At 73.9% G+C, this 18,809-nt stretch carries 19 protein-coding genes; 5 read left to right on the top strand and 14 right to left on the bottom strand.

Annotated features, from left to right (window positions below; translation table 11 throughout):
* Positions 1-33 precede the first annotated feature (33 nt).
* From ACRB68_RS42225 to ACRB68_RS32175, 5 genes are all read right to left on the bottom strand, one after another.
* The gene (locus ACRB68_RS42225; protein ID WP_268890501.1) at positions 34-1,257 is read right to left on the bottom strand and encodes a TY-Chap domain-containing protein; all 1,224 of its coding nucleotides are present in this window, start codon (positions 1,255-1,257) and stop codon (positions 34-36) included.
* Positions 1,258-1,358: 101 nt separating this feature from the next.
* A complete protein-coding gene (locus tag ACRB68_RS32190) occupies positions 1,359-2,960 on the bottom strand; it encodes a hypothetical protein (RefSeq protein WP_407924317.1) in 1,602 nt (533 codons plus the stop codon).
* 74 nt (positions 2,961-3,034) lie between these two features.
* Positions 3,035-3,313 (bottom strand): hypothetical protein, encoded by a 279-nt coding sequence (locus tag ACRB68_RS32185; RefSeq protein ID WP_153539069.1) that lies wholly within the window; start codon positions 3,311-3,313, stop codon positions 3,035-3,037.
* Between the two features lie 137 nt (positions 3,314-3,450).
* A complete protein-coding gene (locus ACRB68_RS32180) occupies positions 3,451-4,125 on the bottom strand; it encodes a cytochrome b/b6 domain-containing protein (RefSeq protein ID WP_207709887.1) in 675 nt (224 codons plus the stop codon).
* The gene (locus tag ACRB68_RS32175) at positions 4,112-4,807 is read right to left on the bottom strand and encodes a molybdopterin-dependent oxidoreductase (RefSeq protein WP_207709886.1); all 696 of its coding nucleotides are present in this window, start codon (positions 4,805-4,807) and stop codon (positions 4,112-4,114) included. The genes ACRB68_RS32180 and ACRB68_RS32175 overlap by 14 nt, the downstream gene beginning before the upstream one ends.
* 238 nt (positions 4,808-5,045) lie before the next feature.
* On the opposite strand from ACRB68_RS32175, the gene ACRB68_RS32170 reads away from it, so the two are divergent.
* The 5 genes from ACRB68_RS32170 (at position 5,046) to ACRB68_RS32150 (ending at position 9,127) form a co-directional block, all read left to right on the top strand.
* Positions 5,046-5,474, top strand: a complete 429-nt coding sequence (locus ACRB68_RS32170; RefSeq protein ID WP_153539065.1) for a hypothetical protein — start codon at positions 5,046-5,048, stop codon at positions 5,472-5,474.
* Between the two features lie 202 nt (positions 5,475-5,676).
* Entirely contained in the window at positions 5,677-6,246 is a 570-nt protein-coding gene (locus ACRB68_RS32165) for an HhH-GPD-type base excision DNA repair protein (RefSeq protein WP_153539063.1), read from the top strand.
* A 365-nt stretch (positions 6,247-6,611) separates the two neighbouring features.
* On the top strand, positions 6,612-7,028 hold the full coding sequence (locus ACRB68_RS32160) for a globin domain-containing protein (protein WP_194293532.1): 417 nt from the start codon (positions 6,612-6,614) through the stop codon (positions 7,026-7,028).
* 85 nt (positions 7,029-7,113) lie between these two features.
* Positions 7,114-8,316, top strand: coding sequence for a globin domain-containing protein (locus ACRB68_RS32155; RefSeq protein WP_207709885.1), 1,203 nt, complete (start codon positions 7,114-7,116; stop codon positions 8,314-8,316).
* A gap of 4 nt (positions 8,317-8,320) precedes the next feature.
* Positions 8,321-9,127 (top strand): DivIVA domain-containing protein, encoded by an 807-nt coding sequence (locus ACRB68_RS32150; protein ID WP_153539059.1) that lies wholly within the window; start codon positions 8,321-8,323, stop codon positions 9,125-9,127.
* A gap of 78 nt (positions 9,128-9,205) precedes the next feature.
* Here ACRB68_RS32150 and ACRB68_RS32145 read toward each other — a convergent pair whose 3' ends face one another.
* The 9 genes from ACRB68_RS32145 to ACRB68_RS32105 are packed head-to-tail and all read right to left on the bottom strand — an operon-like array spanning position 9,206 to position 18,353.
* Positions 9,206-10,795, bottom strand: coding sequence for an amidohydrolase (locus ACRB68_RS32145; protein WP_153539057.1), 1,590 nt, complete (start codon positions 10,793-10,795; stop codon positions 9,206-9,208).
* An 8-nt stretch (positions 10,796-10,803) separates the two neighbouring features.
* Positions 10,804-11,739, bottom strand: a complete 936-nt coding sequence (locus tag ACRB68_RS32140) for a nitrilase-related carbon-nitrogen hydrolase (RefSeq protein WP_153539056.1) — start codon at positions 11,737-11,739, stop codon at positions 10,804-10,806.
* A complete protein-coding gene (locus tag ACRB68_RS32135; protein ID WP_235960442.1) occupies positions 11,736-12,788 on the bottom strand; it encodes an agmatine deiminase family protein in 1,053 nt (350 codons plus the stop codon). Before ACRB68_RS32135 ends, ACRB68_RS32140 begins: the two co-directional genes overlap by 4 nt.
* Entirely contained in the window at positions 12,785-13,402 is a 618-nt protein-coding gene (locus ACRB68_RS32130; protein ID WP_153539054.1) for a TetR/AcrR family transcriptional regulator, read from the bottom strand. Before ACRB68_RS32130 ends, ACRB68_RS32135 begins: the two co-directional genes overlap by 4 nt.
* Positions 13,399-14,205, bottom strand: a complete 807-nt coding sequence (locus ACRB68_RS32125) for an ABC transporter ATP-binding protein (protein WP_328595049.1) — start codon at positions 14,203-14,205, stop codon at positions 13,399-13,401. The genes ACRB68_RS32130 and ACRB68_RS32125 overlap by 4 nt, the downstream gene beginning before the upstream one ends.
* Positions 14,202-14,993, bottom strand: coding sequence for an ABC transporter ATP-binding protein (locus ACRB68_RS32120; RefSeq protein ID WP_153539052.1), 792 nt, complete (start codon positions 14,991-14,993; stop codon positions 14,202-14,204). Before ACRB68_RS32120 ends, ACRB68_RS32125 begins: the two co-directional genes overlap by 4 nt.
* The gene (locus ACRB68_RS32115) at positions 14,990-15,871 is read right to left on the bottom strand and encodes an ABC transporter permease (RefSeq protein WP_153539050.1); all 882 of its coding nucleotides are present in this window, start codon (positions 15,869-15,871) and stop codon (positions 14,990-14,992) included. The genes ACRB68_RS32120 and ACRB68_RS32115 overlap by 4 nt, the downstream gene beginning before the upstream one ends.
* Positions 15,868-16,812: an ABC transporter permease gene (locus ACRB68_RS32110; protein WP_153539048.1), complete on the bottom strand. Its 945-nt coding sequence runs from the start codon at positions 16,810-16,812 to the stop codon at positions 15,868-15,870. The genes ACRB68_RS32115 and ACRB68_RS32110 overlap by 4 nt, the downstream gene beginning before the upstream one ends.
* Complete coding sequence (locus ACRB68_RS32105; protein WP_153539046.1) at positions 16,809-18,353, bottom strand: ABC transporter substrate-binding protein; 1,545 nt, start codon at positions 18,351-18,353, stop codon at positions 16,809-16,811. Before ACRB68_RS32105 ends, ACRB68_RS32110 begins: the two co-directional genes overlap by 4 nt.
* Between the last annotated feature and the right edge of the window lie 456 nt (positions 18,354-18,809).

Raw genomic sequence — 18,809 nt, 5'->3', positions numbered from 1 at the left:
GATGCCTTACCCGACGGTAGCCGTTCGGCGGGGTCAGTCGGTCCGGGAGGTGGGCAGCGCCTCGGTGCGGACGGGGGTCCAGGCGGCGCCGATCGCGTCGTACACCGCGACCGGGACGTCCTCGCCGCCGTCGGCCGCCGCGCGCCACAGGCGGGTGCCGTGCGGCGGGCGCAGCGTGACGCCGGGCGCGGGCGGCGCGGCGGCCGGGCCGGCGGCGGCGTCCTCGGCGGCGAGCTGCTGGGCGGCCAGCCGGGCGACCGCGGCGGTGTCCAGGTGGATCTCGCTGGGCAGCCCCGGGTTGATCGCCAGCTGCCAGGCCGGATCCGGCCAGCCGCCCGCGATCAGCGGGAACGAGGTCGGGTAGGACGGGCCGTCGCCCATCGCCTCCTGGGAGGTGAACACCGTCACGTAGGTGCCCGCGCCGATCTGGATGATCGGCAGGCCGGACCCGTCGGCGTCGGAGACCGCGGGCAGCACCAGGTCGGCGGTGAGCAGCAGCTCGAAGTAGGTGGCGTGGTCGCCGCGCTGGCGGGCGGCGGCGAGGCGCGCCTCCAGCTCCCCGCCGGCCGCCGGTGCGGGGCCGGGGGGCGCGGGCGGCGGCGGGAGAGGCGAGGCGGGGATGGGCGAGGAGGGCACGGGCGGGCCCGCGCCGGGCAGGCCCGCGCCGGGACCGGGCGCGGGCTCGCCGGGGCCGGGCGGGCCAGGGAACGGCACGCCGTTGGCGGGCGGCACCGGGGCGCCGTAGACCGGCTCGGGGCGGGCGGCCGGCCAGGCGGGCGCGGCGGGCGCGCCCGAGCCGCGGCGCTCGTCGACCCGGGCCGGGTCCGCGACCTCGATGCCGAAGTCCAGCAGCTCGATCAGCCCGGTGCCGTGCCGGTGGAACGACTCGTACACCAGGTCCGAGGGGCGGCGCACGCCCTGCACGTCGCGCAGCGCGGTGACCATCACCTCGGCCAGCCGGGCGAAGTCGGCGGGCCCGGCCGCCGCGGGCAGCTCGGTCCACCAGTTGCGCGGCGCGGGGTCGGCGGGCGGCTGCCAGCCGGCCTCGCTCATGACCTCCTCGTCGGCGAGGGTGAGCAGCAGCGGGCCGTCCAGGAAGTTGTTGCTGACGGCCTCGGCGTAGAGCCGGTCCGGCTCGCGCATGGCCTGCACGTAGTGCCGGCTCTCGTCGCGTTCGCGCACGATCAGGATGGTGTCGGGGCCGAGACCCGCCAGCTCCCGCCCCAGCCGCCGAGCGAACTCGGACCACTCCAACAAGATCACTCCCTATGACCGGGGACGGCCCCCTTGGGTCCCGCGGGACCCATGCCCGAGATCCTGATGATTGTCGTCCCGGACGCCTTCTGGCAAACCGGGCGTCACTCCGGTGGCGCTTCGTGACGCAGCACACGCAGCGCCTCGCGCAGCGCCCGCGGGTCGTCGCCGCAGCGGTCCAGCAGGGCGATCAGCCGGTGCAGGATGTCGTGCCGCTCGAAGCCCACGTCCAGCAGCGCCTGCGCGGTCTCCCACAGCTGCGGCGGGTCGCCGTCCCACAGCCGCAGGGTGAGCCGCTCGTGCGCGTCCAGGTGCGCCGGGTCGGCGCCGGGGTGCTCGAACTCCAGGACGACCCGCCGGTCGGCGGGGTCGGCCGGGTCCAGGGTGGCCAGGTCGATCCAGCCGTGCCGGCCCGACAGCCGGTGCCGCCCCGACAGGAACGGCAGCGCGAACGCCCGGCGCGGCAGGGCCTCCAGATCGCCGTCGGGCAGCAGCCGGTCGACCAGGTCGCGGTCCAGCCCGAACGCCGACGGGTCGCGGTAGGCGCTCGCGAACTTGGCGGTGGCGTCCCACACCGCGTCCAGCGTCGCCCGGACGCCCTCCTCGGGCAGCCCGGTGCGCCGCCCCGCCCAGCGCACCCAGGACGCCAATACGTGCGGCACCGCCTCCTGCTCGCTCGGCGACAGCAGCACCTTGCGCGGCAGCCAGTCCAGCAGGAACATCTCGGCCTTGACCGGGCTGACCCGCAGCGGCCGCCCGAAGTCGTGCGTGCAGCCGTAGTCGATGATCCGGTCGACGCAGCGGCCGGCCGCGGACCGGTCCGACAGGTCCTCGGCCTCGTCGGACGCCAGGAACTGGATGGCGATCTTGGCGCGCCGGTCGCGGCCGTACACCGGCGGCTGCGGGACGTGCCCGCCGGGCGGCAGCGCGCGCAGCCGGGCGCGCAGGAAGGCGTGGTAGGAGCCGAAGGTGTCGTTGACCGGCGGGTCGGGGGTCTCGTTGGTGAACTCCAGCGCCCGCTGCAGCATGGCGCGGGTGTCGCGCGGGTCGAGCTCCTCGAAGCGCATCAGCGGGTTGGTGCGGCCCTCGTGCCGGGAGTGCTCCAGCAGCCGGTCGACCTTGGACGACACCCAGGCGTCGCGGACCAGGCCGCCGGCGGGCGGGCGGCCGCCGGCCGGGACCGGCAGCACCGTCGCCTTGGTGCGGTCCACCAGCACCACCAGCGCGTGCCGCTCGGCGCCGCCGTAGGAGTAGACGCACACGATCGAGTCCTGGTCGCCGTAGACGTCGCGCGAGACGTAGCAGCCCTCGTGCGCGATCGTCCCGACCCGGTCGGCCCAGGCGGGCCGGGGCACGCCCTTGTCCATCAGCTCCAGCACGGCCCGTTCGGCGCGCACCGCCTGCCCCGGGGTGCCGAGGTAGCAGATGCCGGTCAGCAGGGCGAGCGCGGCCGGGGTGGCGGCCCGCGCGGCGTGCTCGACCAGTTCCTCGCCGATGACCCGCTCGACGTCGCCGCCCTCGGCCCGCCGGCCCCACCAGGACCCCAGGATCTCGCTGACGATCAGTTCGGCGTCCAGCGGGCTGCGCACCGCCAGCAGCTCGCGGGCGTGCTGCAGCATCCCGTCGAAGATCGCCGAGATCTCGCCGGGGGGCCGCCCCTCCGGTGCCGGGTCCCCGGGCGGGCGGCGTTGGCTGCGCGGACTCACGCCTCATAGCTTCGCAGATTCGGCGGCCCGGATCGTCCCGGACGCGGGCGGCGGTCGAAATGGGCCGGGTCCGCTCAGCCGTCCACCCCCGCCCCGCGCCGCGGCGGCGGGCCGCTCCACGCGCCCGGGACGCGCCCGGACGGCGGCTCGGACTTGACCATGCCGACCAGGTGCTCGCGCGCCATCCGCTCCACCAGCGCCGGGGTGGCGTCGATGCCGAGATGGGTCACGCAGGCCAGCACGTCGGCGACGCAGCGGTCCACGGTGTCGGAGGGAAAGGACAGGAACTCATCGGCCAGCCGCCGCGCGAGGTCGTCGCGGGCCTGCCGGCGGTGATCGGTCAGTGCGGGCATCTGGGACACCTTTCGCGCCCGAAAGGTCCGGCGGACGGGGAGAACGCCGGTGAGCCGGGGCCGGGTCGTCCGCCCGGGTGAGGGCGAACGGCCGAACCTCGCCTCGATGTCTCATTCCAACGCTTTTATCCCCAGAGTCAAGGCTTGCACGCACCCGGATCGGCCGGTTCCTTCCCGGGGCCGTCCGAGGCCGGCGGCGCCACCTCGTCCAGCCAGGCCGGATGGTGCCGCGCGGCCCACCGGCGGTCCACCCGGCCGGTGAGGGCCCCGGCCAGCGCGCCCCGGTCGCGCAGCGCCTCCCACAGATGGCCCGCCGTCACCACCGCGATCACCAGGAACAGCCAGTCGTGCACGAAGGTCGCGCCCGTCCGCCACCGGTCGGGGAAGGGGCCCGGGAAGGCGAGCATCAGGCCGGTGCCGAGCATCACCGCGATCGCGCCGCCGGTGAAGGCGGCGTTCAGCTTCTGCCCGGCGTTGAACTTGCCGACCGGGACGATCCCGCGCCCGTCCAGCACCGCCCGCCGGTCGCGGCGGCGCAGCCACGCCCGGTCGGCCGCGGTGAACCGGTCGAGCCGGCCGAGGTCGGCCCGGAACGCCCGGGAGGCCAGCCCGAGCAGGATCGGCACCGGCAGCGCGTACCCGCACCACACGTGCACCGTCTTGACCAGGTCCCGGCGGCCCACCACCGTCGCCAGCGACGGCAGGTACAGCAGGGCCGCGGTCACCAGGCAGACCAGCATCAGCAGCGCCGTCACGTGGTGGACGGCCCGCTCGGCCCGCCCGAACCGGAGCAGGAGATCACGTGGGCTCATCGTCGCGTCCGTTCGACCGCCCGACCCATGCATCGACGTCATAGCCGCGCCGCTCCCAGTAGCCCGAGACCACCTTGTCTGTCACCTCGATGGCGCCGAGCCACTTCAGCGACTTGTACCCGTACATCGGCGCCACGAAGAGCCGCACCGGCCCCCCGTGGTCGTGGGTGACGGGCCCGCCGAGCATCCGCGTGGCGATCAGCACGTCCGGCCGCCGCGCCTGCTCCATGGTCAGCGACTCGCTGTAGACGCCGTCGAACGAGCGGAACCGCACCGCCGTCGCCTCCGGCGAGGCCCCGACGGCGTCCAGCAGGTCGGGCAGCGCGACCCCCGCCCACGCCACCCCCGGCACCCGCCACCCCGTCACGCACTGGAAGTCGCGGGTGACCTGCGTCTGCTTGAGCGCGCCGAGCTCGGGGATGGTGAACGCCCTCGTCCTGCCCACCATCCCCGACACCGCCAGCCGGTACTCGTCGGCCGTCCGCTCGCGCACGCTGCCGACGACCGAGTAGTACCGGAACCCGCCCGCCGCCGGGAGCACGTCCCCGAGCCCCCGCACGGGCGCGAGCGCCCGGTTCACCCCTGTCTGCAGGGACGCGCCGACCGCGATCCCGCCGGCGCCGAGCCCGATCATCCCGAGCACGACCCGCCGCCCGACCGGCGTCCCCTCCTTGAGTTCCACCCCTCCAGTGGAGCACCGTCCCGCCCCCGGCCGCCATGCCCGGGCCCCGCCCGTAAGCACTTCGTCACATCCGGCCGACGCCGCCCGGAACGAGAACAAATAAATCCCGCTATTTCCATATCTGGAACTCGGTCACCGCCGCCGGCCCGCCCGAAGACCTACCCGTTCTTTAATGACGGCTCCATTCCCTGATCATACAATCAAACAGAAAAAGAGAATCCAGTGAAAGGAAGAGTGCATGCGCAAAGTGCGGGCCCTGGCCATGTCGATCGTCGTGGCGGCCACCGCCGGCACGGCCGTCCCCGCCGCCGCGGCCGACCGCAGGGAGGACGTCACCAGGCCGTTCGACGTCACCATCGGCGTGGGATGGCGTTCCAAGAGGTTCCCGCAGAACGCCGGGACCGACGTCTTCGTCTGGCAGTGCCTCGGCATCGCCGGCGAGGAGTACCGCTTCGCCGTCTACAACTTCCGGACCATCGCCAGCCCGCCGCAGGAGGTCTACAGCAAGGTCTACACCTGCGTTCCCAAAAAGGGCGGGAAGCCGAACATGATCACCGAGAAGGTGCCGCTGGACCGCGGCGTCTACATGATCGAGTTCAGCGTCTTCGAGGGCTCCGACGGCGTCCACCTGAAGGGCAAGGGCACCTATCCCAAGCAGACCGACTGACACCACGCCGCCCGGAGGCGACCCCGCACGCCTCCGGGTCCCCCGCCGCCCTGCGCCTGACATGCCCCTCGCCCAGCGGCCCTTGCGGACGGACCGGCCGCGAGGCGAGGTCTGGGGAAGGGGCCGCCGTGCCCGCTACGGTGGTGGAGCGCTGCGGTCCAGAGGGGGACGAGGGGCAGCGTGATCAGAGGAATGAGGGACGATGCCGATCTCGCTGCCGATCGACGCCGGCGCCAACGCACTGCTGAACCGGAGCCCGCTGGCCCTGCTGATCGCGATGCTGCTCGACCAGCAGATCCCTCTCGAACGGGCCTTCGCCGCCCCTGCCGAGCTTGAGCGGCGGCTCGGGAGCGACCTCGACGCCGAAGCGATCGCGGACTACGACCCCGAGACCCTCATCAAGCTGTTCGGGGAGAAGCCCGCCCTGCACCGCTTCCCCAAGTCGATGGCCGCCCGGGTGCAGTCCCTGTGCCGTGCCCTGGTCGAGCGGTACGACGGTGACGCCGAAGCCGTCTGGCGCGACGCCGCCTCCGGGCGGGAGCTGTACCGGCGCGTCGCGGAACTGCCGGGCTTCGGCGACCAGAAGGCGAAGATCTTCGTCGCCCTCCTCGGCAAGGGGCTGGGCGTGCGGCCCGCCGGCTGGCGGGAGGCCGCCGGCGCCTACGGCGAGGAAGGCTCCCACCGCTCGGTCGCCGACATCGTCGACGACGAGTCCCTCGGGCTGGTCCGCGCCTACAAGCAGCAGATGAAGGCGGCGGCCAAGGCCGGGTAGAGGAGGCCGGCGCCTACGGCGAATGCGCACCGGAAGCCGGTGCATATTCGGTGCGGCGCCGCAATACCGGTATTCGGTGTCGCGGTAGGCGGCCACCTGCTCTTTCGCGGGCGGACTTCTGCGCCGGCGGCGGGGGAAACCGTGTGAGAAAGCTCATGCCCGGTTCCTGTAACACTTCCGGAGAACGTGAATAAGTTTCATTAGCCGCTGTCTGTATAAGCGGCACTCATGATTTGACAAACGCGTGCTCACCGAAGCGCTTGCGCATGATCCACTCATCTACTAGTCATGTGGGCGGCCGTTCCTCTGCCCCCGCGCTGAGTATTGTGACCAGCACAGATGGTGACGGCCGGATAGGTGCGCGCATGGACCCCCAGCGGCTCAAAAAGAACTTCGCACTGGTCGGTGGGAAGGGGGAGGACGTCGCCGCGTACTTCTACGCCGACCTCTTCGAGCGCGAGCCGGCGCTGCGCACGATGTTCCCCGCGAGCATGGAGAAGCAGCAGGAGAAGCTCCTCGCCGCCCTGTCGCACATCGTCTCCCTGCTCGACGACACCGAGACGCTCGTCCCGTTCCTGCAGGACCTGGGACGCCAGCACAACGGTTATGGCGTCAAGGAGGAGCACTTTCCGCTGGTAGGGGCGAGCCTGCTGGCCACGCTCGCCTACTTCAGCGGCCCGGAGTGGAGCAAGGAACTGGAGGAGGACTGGGCCGCCGCCTACGGGCTCGCCGCCCAGATCATGTCGGAGGCCGCAGCGGAAGCCGCCGCTTCGCAGGCGTGACCCCATATCCGCCGGGCGTCCGCTCCCCAAGGTTCGCCCTCGCGGATCCCTTCTTCTTCCATGACCACTACCACCAGGAGGTCGTGTGGACGCACAGCGGCTGAAGGAGAACTTCGCACGCGTGGCCGAACAGGGTGACGCGGTCGCCTTGTTCTTCTACAGCGACCTTTTCGTCGGCAACCCGCAGCTGCGGGACATGTTCCCCATCGGGATGGCGGGCCAGCGGGACAAGCTGCTTCGCGCGCTCGGGCTGATCGTCTCTCGCGTGGACGACCTGCCCGAACTCGTGCCGTTCCTGCAGCAGCTCGGACGTGATCACCGCAAGTTCGGGATCCTCGCCGAGCACTACCCGCACGTCGGCGCGAGCCTGATCAGGACGTTGAGGTACTTCTCCGGGTCCGCCTGGACGCCGGAGCTGGAGGCCGACTGGGGTGCCGCGTACGGGCTCGTCGCCCAGGTCATGCAGGAGGCCGCGGACGACGACTCGCGCACCAGCCCGCCCTGGTGGGAGGCGCGCGTCGTCGCGGTGGAGCGCCGCCGCTTCGACCTGGCGGTCCTGCGGGTCGAACCGGACCGGCCGCTGCCGTACCTGCCGGGGCAGTCCGTCGCGGTGGAGGTGCCGGCGCGGCTGCGGCAGTGGCGCTTCTACTCCATGGCGAACGCGCCGCGCCCCGACAACACCCTGGACTTCCACGTCCGGCTCGTCGACGGCGGCGCGGTCAGCTCCGTGATGGTGCGCACGCTGCAGCCCGGCGACCGGATGCGGCTCGGCGCCCCGATCGGCACGCTGGTGCTGGACGAGTCGTCGCCGCGGGACGTCCTGCTCGTCGCCGGGAGCACCGGCCTCGCACCGATCAAGGCGATCCTGGAACAGATCGCCCAGCGGGCCGCACGGCCCCCCGCCGTGCAGCTGTTCTTCGGGGCCCGCACCCGGGACGCGCTCTACGACCTGGAGGACCTGCGCAAGCTGGCGGCCGAGCTGCCGTGGCTCACCGTGGTGCCGGCGGTGTCGGACGAGGCGCCGCCGCGGCCGGGCTTCATCGACGTGCGGCCGAGCCTGGACGGCTCCCTCGCCCGGGTGGCCTCGGCCAACCCGCCACCGGAGGACTCCGACATCGAGTACGGGGCGCTGCCCGCCGTCCTCGCCCGGCGGGGCTCGTGGGCCGGGCACGACGCCTACGTCTGCGGCCCGGCGGCCATGGTCGCCAACACCGTGGACGAGCTCGTGCGGCTGGGCGTGGACCGAGCCCGCATCCGGCAGGAGACCTTCGTTGACACACAGAGGTGAACCCTTGTACCCCTCCGACGTCCCTGACGGCGCGATGCCCTATCCGCCCCTGAACGAGTCCGCCTCGCCGCGGGGGCACCTGCCGGCCGGCGTGCCGCCGGCCCAGGAGATGTCCGTTCCCGGGCCGGCGGCGCCCGGCGGCTTCCTGGTCGCGCGGCCGGACCGGCTCACCCCCGGCGAGGTGCGCGGGACGAACTTCGCCCGGGCCGGACGGGGCCGCCGCGGGCTGGACGAGGACGAGGTGCACGCCTTCCTCGACCGGGTCGAGGCCGAGCTGGTGCGGCTCGGCAACGAGAAGGCGGCGCTGGCCGAGGAGGTGCAGAGCCTGCGCGAGCGGCTCTCGGCCGGCGGCGCGCGCGGCGGGATGCCTCCCGAGGAGGCGCACTTCCAGGCCGTGCGGATACTGTCCCAGGCCCAGCAGACCGCCGACCTGTACGTGGCGGACGCCGAGCGCTACACCCGCGAGCTGGCCCACGAGGCCCGCCTGCACCGTGAGGCGATCCTCTCGGACGCGCGCGGGCGGGCGGAGCTGATGATGGAGGAGGCCCACCAGCGGGCGGACCGCCTGGCGGAGGAGGCGGCGCGGCAGTCCGCGCTGTCGCACCCGCAGCCGGCCGCGCCCGTGCCCGCGCAGCCGGACGGCGGCGACCGCCTGGCGGCGGAACGGGAGATCGCCTACCTGCGCACCTACAGCGACGTCTACCGCACCCACCTGCGGTCCTACCTGGAGGCCCTGCTCCGCAACGTCGACGAATGGGAGAAGTCCGAGCAGAACGCGCTTCCCGCCCGGCACCAGCCCCCCGCCCGCTGAGCGGGGCCGTGCCCCCGCCCGCTGAGCGGGGCCGTGAGGTGAAGGGCCGGCCCCCCGCGCGGGAACCGGCCCTTCGGCTCAGCCCCCGTGGACGGGGGTCCCGGCCACCACGGTCGCGACGACCGGGAGCGTGCCGAGCTCCTCGGGCGCGGTGGTGAGCGGGTCGCCGGCGAACACGGTGAAGTCGGCGTCGTGGCCGGCGGCGACCCGGCCGCGGTGGTCCTCCTCGCCAGCGGCGAGCGCGGCGTGGGTGGTGTAGCCCTCCAGCGCCTGGAGCGCGGTGAGGGCCTGCTCCTTCTGCATCGGCTCGGCGTCCGGCCGGTCGAAGCGGCGGCGCAGCCGCGCGTCGGCCATCGTCCAGCGGGGGTCGAACGGCGCGATCGGCCAGTCGGAGCCGAGCGCCAGCACGCCGCCCGCGGCGCGGACGTCGCTCCAGCGGAAGCCGTCGTCGACCCGCCCGTCGCCGAGCCGCCGCGACCAGGAGTCGCTCCGGTCGGGGTTGTTGAAGCAGGTGCAGTGCAGCGGCTGCATGCTGGCGGCGGCGGCCCGGTCGCCGAACGCCCGCACCACCTCGTCGGGGACGGTCTCCACGTGCTCGATGCGGTGCCGGGCGAGCGGGCCGAACCGGTCGCGCAGGTCGCCGAAGATCGTGAGCACCTCGCGGACGGCGCGGTCGCCGATCGCGTGGACGGCGACGTTCACCCCGGCCCGGTGCAGGGTGGTGACGGTCTCGCGGAAGCGGTCGAAGTCGCGCCACAGCGGCTCCAGGCCCTGGCCGTGGACGTCGGGGCGCTCCAGCCAGGCGGTGCCGCCGTCGATGGTGCCGTCGACGAAGAGCTTGACCCCCTCGACGCGCCAGCGCCGCCCCTTGAGGCCCTGGCGCGCCAGGACCGTCTCCGGGCCGGGGTCGTCCGGCATGACCCAGGGGTTGAAGCCGATCCGCAGCGGCAGCTCGCCCGCGGCCTCCAGCCGGGTGACCAGCTCGTGCGCGGGGTCGAGGAAGTCCATGGCGTGCAGGCCGGTGAGGCCCGCCGCCGCCATGTCCCGCAGCGTCCGCTCCAGGAGCGGGACGAGCTCGTCCGCACCCGGCTCCGGCAGGACCTCGTCGATGATCTGGAGCGCCTCGGCCTCCAGGAGGTAGCCGGTGGGGACGCCGTCCGCGTCGCAGACGATCTCCGCGCTGGAGGCGAAGGCGCGGGGCCCGTCGATGCCGGCGATCCGCAGCGCCTCGGGGGAGACGACGGCCGAGTGCGCGTCGTAGAGGTCGACGAGGGCCGGCACGCCCTCCAGGGCCGGTCCGAGCGCCGCCGCGGTCGGGGCCGCCCCGCCGAACACCACGGGGTTGAGGCCCCAGCCGAGCAGCCATCGCCCGGGGGCCAGGTCCGCGCGCGCGGCCGCGAGCGCGGCCCGCACGGCGTCCAGGTCGAGGGCGTCGCTCAGGTCCACGCCGATGGTCCGGATCGTGCCCGAGACCGGGTGGGCGTGGCCGTCGACGAGGCCGGGGGTCAGCACGGCGTCGCCGAAGTCGACGACCCGCGCCGCGCCGGCGCGCAGGTCGGCGGCGTCGCCGACGGCCAGGATCCGGCCGTCGTCGACCAGGACGCCGGTCGCCTGCGGGACGCCGGGGTCCATCGTGTGGATGCGGCGGGCGGTGTACAGGGTGCTCATCGGGTTCCTCACGGGTGGTCGGCGAGTGCGCCGTAGGTGTCGGGGCGGCGGGTCTGCAGGAACGGGAAGAGCGCGAGCCAGTCGGCGCGCTGCGCCAGGTCGAGCGTGGCGACCAGGGCGGCGTCGCCCTCGCGGGGCGCCTGGACGAGCACCCGGCCGTAGGGGTCGCTGATGAACGACGAGCCGTAGAAGGTGATCAGGCCCTCGCCGCCCCAGCGGTTCGGCACGACCATGAACTGGCCGTTGGCGATGCCGTTGCCGACGATCACCTGGCGCCACAGCGGCTCGGTGTCGAAGCCGGGATGGTCGGGCTCGGAGCCGATCGCGGTGGGGTAGGCCAGCAGCTCCGCGCCGGCGAGCGAGTAGGCCCGCGCGACCTCGGGGAACCACTCGTCCCAGCAGGTCGGCATGCCGATGCGGGGCGCGCCGGGCAGGTCCAGCTCGACGACCGGGTAGGGGTCGTCGGCGGGGCCGGGACGGAAGTAGTGGTCCTCGTAGTAGCCGGCGGTCACCGGGATGTGCAGCTTGCGGGTGCGGGCGACCAGCCGCCCGCCGGGCGCCACGAGGATGGCGGTGTTGAACCCCAGTTCGTCGCCGGCGGAGTCGGCGCGCTCGTAGAGGGAGGCGTGCACGTACACGCCGGAGGCGGTCGCGGCCTCGGCGGCGAAGCGGTGGGTGGGGCCGCCCTCCAGCGGCTCGGCGAGGAGGCGGGCCTCGCCGCCGGGCTTGGTGTCGGCGGGGTAGCGCGACAGCGTGAGCTCGGGGAGGAACACCACCTGCGCGCCGGCGCCGGCGGCGGTGGCGACGCCGTCGGCGAGGACGCCGGCGTGCTCGGCCGGGTCCTCGTGCCAGCGCGTTTGGATCGCTCCAACCGTGAGGCCCGGCCGGTCGCCGGGCGCGACGCGGGCGGGGGAGGGCAGTTCGGGGGCGGTCAGGAGTCTCATGCGTCGTTCCTCGCGGGAAGGGCGGGCTGCTGCTGGGTGATGCAGTGGACGCCGCCGCCGCGGGCGAACAGCGGCCGGGCGTCGACCGTCACGACGGCGCGCCCGGGGTAGGCGTCGGCCAGGATCGCCCGGGCCTCGTCGTCGGCGGGGTCGTCGAAGGCGCACGCGACCACGGCGCCGTTCAGGACGTAGTGGTTGACGTAGCTGTAGTCGACCCACCCCTCGGCGTCGCGCAGGACGGCGGGCGCGGGCAGCGCGGTGATCTCCAGGGGCTTGCCCCGGGCGTCGCGGGCCGCGCCGAGCGTCTCCATCACCTCGCGGCTGATCCGGGCGTCGGGGTGGGCGGGGTCGCGCTGGTCGTGCACCAGGACCCGCCCGGGCGCGGTGAAGGCCGCCACGATGTCCACGTGCCCCTTGGTGCCGAAGCGCTCGGAGTCGCGGGTCAGGCCGCGGCGCAGCCAGATGACGGCGCGCGCGCCCACGGTGCGGGCGAGCTCGTCCTCCACCTGCCGCCGGGTCCAGCCGGGGTTGCGCAGCGGGTCGAGCTGGACCGACTCGGTGACCAGGAAGGTCCCGGCCCCATCGGTGTGGATGCCGCCGCCCTCGTTGACCAGGGGGGAGTCGATGCGGTGCGCGCCGCTGACCTCGATGGCGACGTCGCCGGCCACCGCGTCGTGCTCCCAGCTGGCCCACTCCTGGCGGCCCCAGCCGTTGAAGACCCAGTCGACCGCGCCGAGCCCGGCCGGGCCGACGACGAAGGTGGGGCCGGTGTCGCGGTACCAGGCGTCGTCGAGCGGCGTCTCGTGCAGGACGATCCCGCCGGCGAGGCGGCGGCGCGCGGCCGCCAGCTCGTGCGGCGGCACCAGCATGTGCAGCGGCTCGTGCTCGGCGACCGCGTTGGCGACCGCGGCCCAGGCCGCCCGGGCCTCCTCGGCCGCCGCGGCGGTCTCGCCGAGGGTGTAGCCGGTGGACGGCCAGGCCATCCAGGTCCGCTCGTGCGGGCCGGTCTCGGCCGGCATCGTCCAGCCGGCCGGTTCGGGGGTGGTCAAGCGTCCGCCTCATGATCGGTGGGGTCCTGCCAGGGCAGGAGCGGGCTGGTGAAGTCGTCGACGATCCGCATCGCGGCGTCGTGGTCCAGGGGCCGGTAGCCGACGACGACGCGGATGGTGAGGCCGTCCAGCAGCGCCGAGACGCCCTCGGCCACCCGGTCGGCGTCGACGGTGGCGGGGAGCTCGCCGCGCTGGACGGCGTAGGCCAGCGTCTCGCGCAGCAGCCCCTGCCAGTCCTGCTCCAGCTCGGTGATCAGGTCGTGGAAGTCCTTGTCGTGGACCGCCTCGGCCCACGCCTCCAGCCACATCAGCAGGCCGCTGTCGTCCAGGCCCGACGGGGCGCCGGTGTCCAGCAGCCAGTTCCACCGCTCGCGCGCCGACGGCATGCCCTCGAACGCGGCGTGGGCACGCGCGCGCAGGTCCTGCTCCACCATCCGCAGCGAGGCCATGAACAGGTCGTTCTTGCTCTCGAAGTAGTAGAGGAGGTGGGCGCCGGTCATCTTCAGGCTGGCGCCGAGGTCGGCGAGCGTGACGTTGCGCAGCCCCTGGGCGCTCAGCGGGCCGATGGCGGCCTGGGCGATGTCGGCCTTGCGCACCTGTCGTCGGTTCGTCAAGCCTGGTCCTCGTTTCCGGTCGTCAGCGTCGGCACGGCCGCGATCAGCTCGCGGGTGTAGTCGGTGCGCGGCGCGGCGAACAGCTCGTCCACCGGCGCCGCCTCCACGACTCTGCCCGATCGCATGACCACGGCGCTGTCGCACAGGTACCGCACCAGGTCCAGATCGTGGGTGATGCAGACCAGGGTGATCCCCGTCGTCTCCCGCAGCTCGGCGAGCAGGTCCAGCACCGAGGCCTGGACGGCCACGTCCAGCGCGCTGGTCGCCTCGTCGGCGATGAGCAGCCGCGGCTCGAGCGCGAGGGCGCGGGCGATCGCCACGCGCTGCTTCTGGCCGCCCGACAGCCGGTGCGGCCGGGCGTCGCGCAGGGACGCCGGCAGGTGCACCAGGTCGAGGAGTTCCTCGACCCGCCGCGCGACCCGCTCGCCGGGGACGACGCGGTGCACCCGCAGCAGCTCCTCCAGGACCGCGCCGACGGTGCGGGCCGGGTTCAGCGTGGTGCCGGGGTCCTGGAAGACCATCTGCATCGCACGGCGGGTGGCGACGTCGCGGCGGCGCTCCAGCCGCCGCCCGTCGAAGCGGATCTCCCCGGCGTCGACGCCGGTGAGCCCCATGACCGCGCGCATGAGGGTGGACTTGCCCGACCCCGACTCGCCGACGACGCCGAGCGCGGCGCCCCGCGGGACGCGCAGGCTGACGTCGTCGACGGCGACGACCGGGCCGTCCCCGCCGAGCAGGCGGCGCAGCCGGGACGCGGCGCCGAAGCGGACGGTGACGTGGTCGATCTCCAGCAGGTCCGTCACGGCCGTGCTCCCTTGGTCGCGGCGTCCGCGAGGCGGCGGGCGAGGTTGGCGGCCAGCAGCTCGCGCGTGTAGGGGTGCCCGGGGGCGCGCAGGACCGCCGCCGTCCGGCCCTCCTCCACGATCTGCCCGGAGCGCATCACCGCGATGCGCTCGCACAGCGAGCCGACGACGGCGAGGTCGTGGCTCACGAAGACCATCGCCATGTCCCGGCTCGCGACCAGGTCCCGCAGCAGGTCCAGGATCTGGGCCTGGACGCGGACGTCCAGGGCCGTGGTGGGCTCGTCGCAGAGCAGCACGCCGGGATCGGTGGCGAGCGCGGCGGCGATCATGACGCGCTGCCGCATGCCGCCCGACAGCTCGTGCGGCCAGGCCGCGAGCCGGGCGCGGGCGCGCGGGATGCCGACCCGCTCCAGCAGCGCGGCCGCCTCGTCCCGGGCCTGCCCGCGGGTGGCGCCGGGGTGGTGCAGCCGCCAGGTGCGCGCGACCAGGTGGCCGACGCGCATGGTGGGGTTGAGCGCGATCGCCGGCTCCTGGAAGACCATCGCGGCGCGGGCGCCCGCGCGCTCGACCGTCCCCTCGGCGCGCAGCGCGGCGGGCAGGATGCCCAGCACCGCGCGCAGGGTGAGGCTCTTGCCGCTGCCGGACTCGCCGACCAGGCCGAGGGTCTCGCCCGGGGCGAGATCCAGCGACACGCCGTCGACCAGGGGCGCGCCTCCGTCGCGGTGCAGGACGCGCAGGTGCTCGATCCGGAGCACGGGCCGGAGCACCGGTTGCGGGTTCTCGCTCATCGCCGTCCCATCCGGTCCTGGAGGCCGTCGCCGAGCAGGGCGAACCCGAAGGCGAGGACGGAGATGACCAGCCCCGGCAGGACCGTGAGCCGCGGGACCTCGGTCAGGTACGCCTGCGCCGCCGCGGTCATGCTCCCCCACTCGGGGGTGGGCTGCTGGACGCCGAAGCCGAGGAAGGAGAACGCCGCCAGCGCGGTGACCGCGAACACCACGTCCGAGGTCAGGTAGACCAGCGTCTGCTTGAGCGTGTTGGGCAGCACGTGCCGCACCATGATCCGGGTGGCGCCGAGGCCGGCGGTGACCGCGGCGACGATGTACTCCGAGCCGCGGATGCGCGCCACCTCGCCGCGGATCAGCCGCGCGTACACCACCCAGCCGACGGCGGTGAAGGCGATGAGCAGCGACCGGACGCCCGGTCCGAGGACGAAGACCAGCGCGATCATCAGGATGTAGGTCGGGAACGCCTGCAGCAGGTCGCTGACGCGCATCACGACGGCGTCGAGCCAGCCGCCGGCGTACCCGGCCAGCAGGCCGAGGACCGTGCCGAGCAGGCAGGGCAGGACGGTCGCCAGCAGCGCCACCGTCAGGTCCAGGCCGGTGGCGCTCATCAGCCGGCTGAGCACGTCGCGGCCGAGCTCGTCGGTGCCGAGGGGGTAGGCGCCCGAGGGCCCCTGGAGGGCGGCGGCCACGTTCTGGGCGAGCGGGTCGTGCGGCCGCAGGACGGGCGCGAGCAGCGCGACCAGGACGTAGAGGCCGACGACCGTCAGGCCGATGGCGAGCTTGACGCGGCCGCCGCGCCGGACGCGGACGGCGGGCGCGGGGCCCGGCGGCGGCGGTGCGCCGCCGGCCGGGACGGCCGCTTCGACGGGTGCGGTCATGCGGTGATCCTCACGCGCGGGTCGATGATCGAGGTGACGATGTCGGACAGCAGGTAGAGCAGGACGGCCAGCACGGCGAAGACGAGCGTGTAGCCCTGGACGAGCGGGAAGTCGCGGGTGCCCGCGGCGGTCACCAGGCCGAGCCCCATGCCGGGCATGCCGAACGCGACCTCGACCACGACGGTGCCGAAGAGCGCGTAGCCGGCCTGGGCGGCGGTGACGGTGACGAGCGGCGGTACCGCGTTGCGCAGCTGGAACCGGCGCACCAGGCCGAACCCGCCGAAGCCGAGGGTGCGCGCGGCGCGGACGAACTCGGCGTCGGCCAGCTCCATCATGGTCGAGCGCAGGCTGCGGATCATCGGGGCGGCGATGCCGAGCGCCACCACCAGGGCCGGCAGCACCAGGGCGCGGGCGTGCTCCGCGGCGCCCTCGCCGAACCCGGCCACCGGGAACCAGCCCGTCGGCAGCGCCACCAGCCGGATCGCCATGATCGCGACCCAGAACGTGGGCAGCCCGATGCCGAGCACCCCGAAGCCCCGCACCAGGTGGTCGGCCAGGCGGTCCGGCCGGCGCGCGGCCAGCACCGCCAGCGGCACCGACATCGCCAGGGCCAGCAGGACGCCCGAGGCGGTGATCGCCAGGGTCACCGGCAGCTGCTCGGCGATCTGGGCGCCGACCGCCCGGCCGGTCTTGAACGAGGTGCCGAGGTGGCCGGTCAGCACGTCCCCGACGTAGTGCAGGTAGCGCTGCCAGACCGGCAGGTCCAGCCCCAGCCGGTGCCGGACCTGGTCCACCTGCGCCTGCGGCGCCCGCGGGCCGGCCACCAGCCGCGCCGGGTCGCCGGGGGACAGGTCGAGCAGCAGCATCACCAGCGCGACGATGCCGAGCAGCAGCGGGACCAGGCTGATCCCGCGCCGCAGCACGAAGCCGTAGCGGCTCACTTGTTCTTCCAGATCGTGGCGAGGTCGTACCCGCCCCACGGCGTCTGCCGCAGGCCGTGGACGGCGGTGCGCTGCGCCACCAGCTGCGCGCCCTGGCCGAGCGCGACGAAGGGCGCCTCCTCCAGCAGCGCGTCCTGGACCTTGGTGATGGCGGCCTGCTTGGCCTTGGCGTCGGTGGTCCTGCGGTAGTCGCCGAGCGCCGCGTCGATGGCGCCGACCGGATGGCCGGTGAACATCGTGCCGGTCGCGCCGAGGTACACCACCGGGTCCGAGGCGTCCGGGGAGATGGCGTTGTAGGCGAACAGCGCCAGCTGGTACTTGCCGCCGGAGACCGTCGCGTAGTTGCCGGCGGCGTCGGCCGCCTGGAGGTTCACGGTGATGCCGAGGTCCTTGAGGTTCTGCTGGACGATCTGGGCCATCAGCGACGTGCTCGGGTCGTTGGGGTAGGCCATCGTCAGCGTCGCCGGCCTGCGGGACGCGCCGGCCAGCAGCGCCTTGGCCTTGGCGGCGTCGTGGGAGAAGTACGGCCGGCTCGGCGGCGCCCAGTTGGCGACGTTGGTGGGCAGCGCGCCGGTGGGGACGGCCCCGTAGCCCTTCAGCGAGCTGCCGACGACCGAGGCGTAGTCGATCGCGTACCCGATGGCCTGCCGCACCTTGACGTCGGCGAGCGCGGGGTCCTTGGTGTTCATCAGCAGCACGCTCGTCATGTGGTTCAGCGTGCTGTTGATCTGCTTCTTGGGCAGCGTCGCCGCCAGCACCGGGAAGATCTCGTTGGCGAGGTCGGCCTGCCCGGACGCGAGCTGCAGCCCGATCGAGTTCTGGTCGCCGGCGTAGGTGCTGACGACCTGGTCGGTGTAGGGGAGCCCGGCGCGGTAGTAGTGCGTGTTGCGCGTCAGCACCACCTTGCCGTTGGTGCTCCAGTCGCTCACCGTGTAGGGGCCGGCGCCGACCGGCTTCTGCCAGAACTGCTTCGCCGGGCGCCCGCCGAAGTCCTTCGGCACGACGCCGGCGGTCGCCCAGGCCAGGAAGGACGGCAGCGAGGTGTCGGGCTCGGACAGCTCCAGGGCGATCGTGCGGTCGTCGATCGTCTTCGTCGAGCGGATCACCGAGTAGGTCGCGCCGTAGTTCGGGCCGGCCTTCCAGGTGGCGATCGAGAACGCCACGTCGGCCGCGGTGACCGGCTTGCCGTCGCTGAAGGCGGCCTTCGGGTCGAGCTTGAGGGTGAGCGTCCGGTTGCCGTGGCCGAACGACCACGACGAGGCCAGGCCGGGCCGCAGGGACCTCCCGTCCGGGTCCGCCCGCAGGAGGGGTTCCAGCACGGCCCCCGAGAACAGGTACGTCGCGTTCAGGCTCTCCTTGTCCAGCTCGAAGCCCTCGAACGGGTACGTCCGCAGCACGTTCAGCGTGCCGCCGCGCACCGGCTGGAGGCTGCCGCCGTCCGCCTGGCCGCCGCCGCACGCCGAGAGGGCGAGGACGGCGGCGACGGCGCCGGCCGCCAGGGCCCCGCGAGGGGCGGAACGGAGCGGGTCCAGGAGTGGCATGAGGCCTGCCCTCTCTTTTTGAATGGCGTTTAAAATCGGATTCAGAGTAGGTGAGACGCCCGTCACAGACAAGAGGGACCGCGGAGATTCGTGCGGGCGCGGCGGAGGCGGCCTCGCGTGCGGCCCCGGGACGTCCCTGGTCACAGGGGTGGGCACGGGCGGGTGCGGTCGCGGTGGAGGACGAGGAGGTGCGGCGGGCCGGACGGGGAGCGGCGCCTTTGAATGGCCGGGGAAGGGAGGCCCCGCTGTCGGCTCGGCCGTTTGCCGGGACGTTGTCGGCCGGCGATCCCGCCCGAGGGGCGAGGAGGAACGGCATGCTCTGTGACCCGGTATTTACGGTCGGCCGAGATGGGGGTGCAGCGGGGCTTTACCTGGTTTTTGCTCGGCGATCTGGTCGGAGCGTGACCGGATTGGAGGTGTCCGGAAACCAGCGAACCCGGGAAGTCGCCCACACGA

It is taken from the genome of Actinomadura macrotermitis (genome assembly GCF_009604375.1).
Classification (GTDB): domain Bacteria; phylum Actinomycetota; class Actinomycetes; order Streptosporangiales; family Streptosporangiaceae; genus Spirillospora; species Spirillospora macrotermitis.
The sequence above is the reverse complement of the archived record's forward strand: the minus strand, read 5'-3'. Positions and strand labels throughout refer to the sequence as shown.

What these genes read in the sequence shown, in the direction of transcription:
- ACRB68_RS32185 (WP_153539069.1), bottom strand. Translation starts at nt 3,313, where the DNA reads ATGCCCGCACTGACCGATCACCGCCGGCAGGCCCGCGACGACCTCGCG.
- ACRB68_RS32180 (WP_207709887.1), bottom strand. Translation starts at nt 4,125, where the DNA reads ATGAGCCCACGTGATCTCCTGCTCCGGTTCGGGCGGGCCGAGCGGGCC.
- ACRB68_RS32170 (WP_153539065.1), top strand. Translation starts at nt 5,046, where the DNA reads ATGCGCAAAGTGCGGGCCCTGGCCATGTCGATCGTCGTGGCGGCCACC.
- ACRB68_RS32165 (WP_153539063.1), top strand. Translation starts at nt 5,677, where the DNA reads ATGCCGATCTCGCTGCCGATCGACGCCGGCGCCAACGCACTGCTGAAC.
- ACRB68_RS32160 (WP_194293532.1), top strand. Translation starts at nt 6,612, where the DNA reads ATGGACCCCCAGCGGCTCAAAAAGAACTTCGCACTGGTCGGTGGGAAG.
- ACRB68_RS32145 (WP_153539057.1), bottom strand. Translation starts at nt 10,795, where the DNA reads ATGAGCACCCTGTACACCGCCCGCCGCATCCACACGATGGACCCCGGC.
- ACRB68_RS32140 (WP_153539056.1), bottom strand. Translation starts at nt 11,739, where the DNA reads ATGAGACTCCTGACCGCCCCCGAACTGCCCTCCCCCGCCCGCGTCGCG.
- ACRB68_RS32120 (WP_153539052.1), bottom strand. Translation starts at nt 14,993, where the DNA reads ATGAGCGAGAACCCGCAACCGGTGCTCCGGCCCGTGCTCCGGATCGAG.
- ACRB68_RS32115 (WP_153539050.1), bottom strand. Translation starts at nt 15,871, where the DNA reads ATGACCGCACCCGTCGAAGCGGCCGTCCCGGCCGGCGGCGCACCGCCG.
- ACRB68_RS32105 (WP_153539046.1), bottom strand. Translation starts at nt 18,353, where the DNA reads ATGCCACTCCTGGACCCGCTCCGTTCCGCCCCTCGCGGGGCCCTGGCG.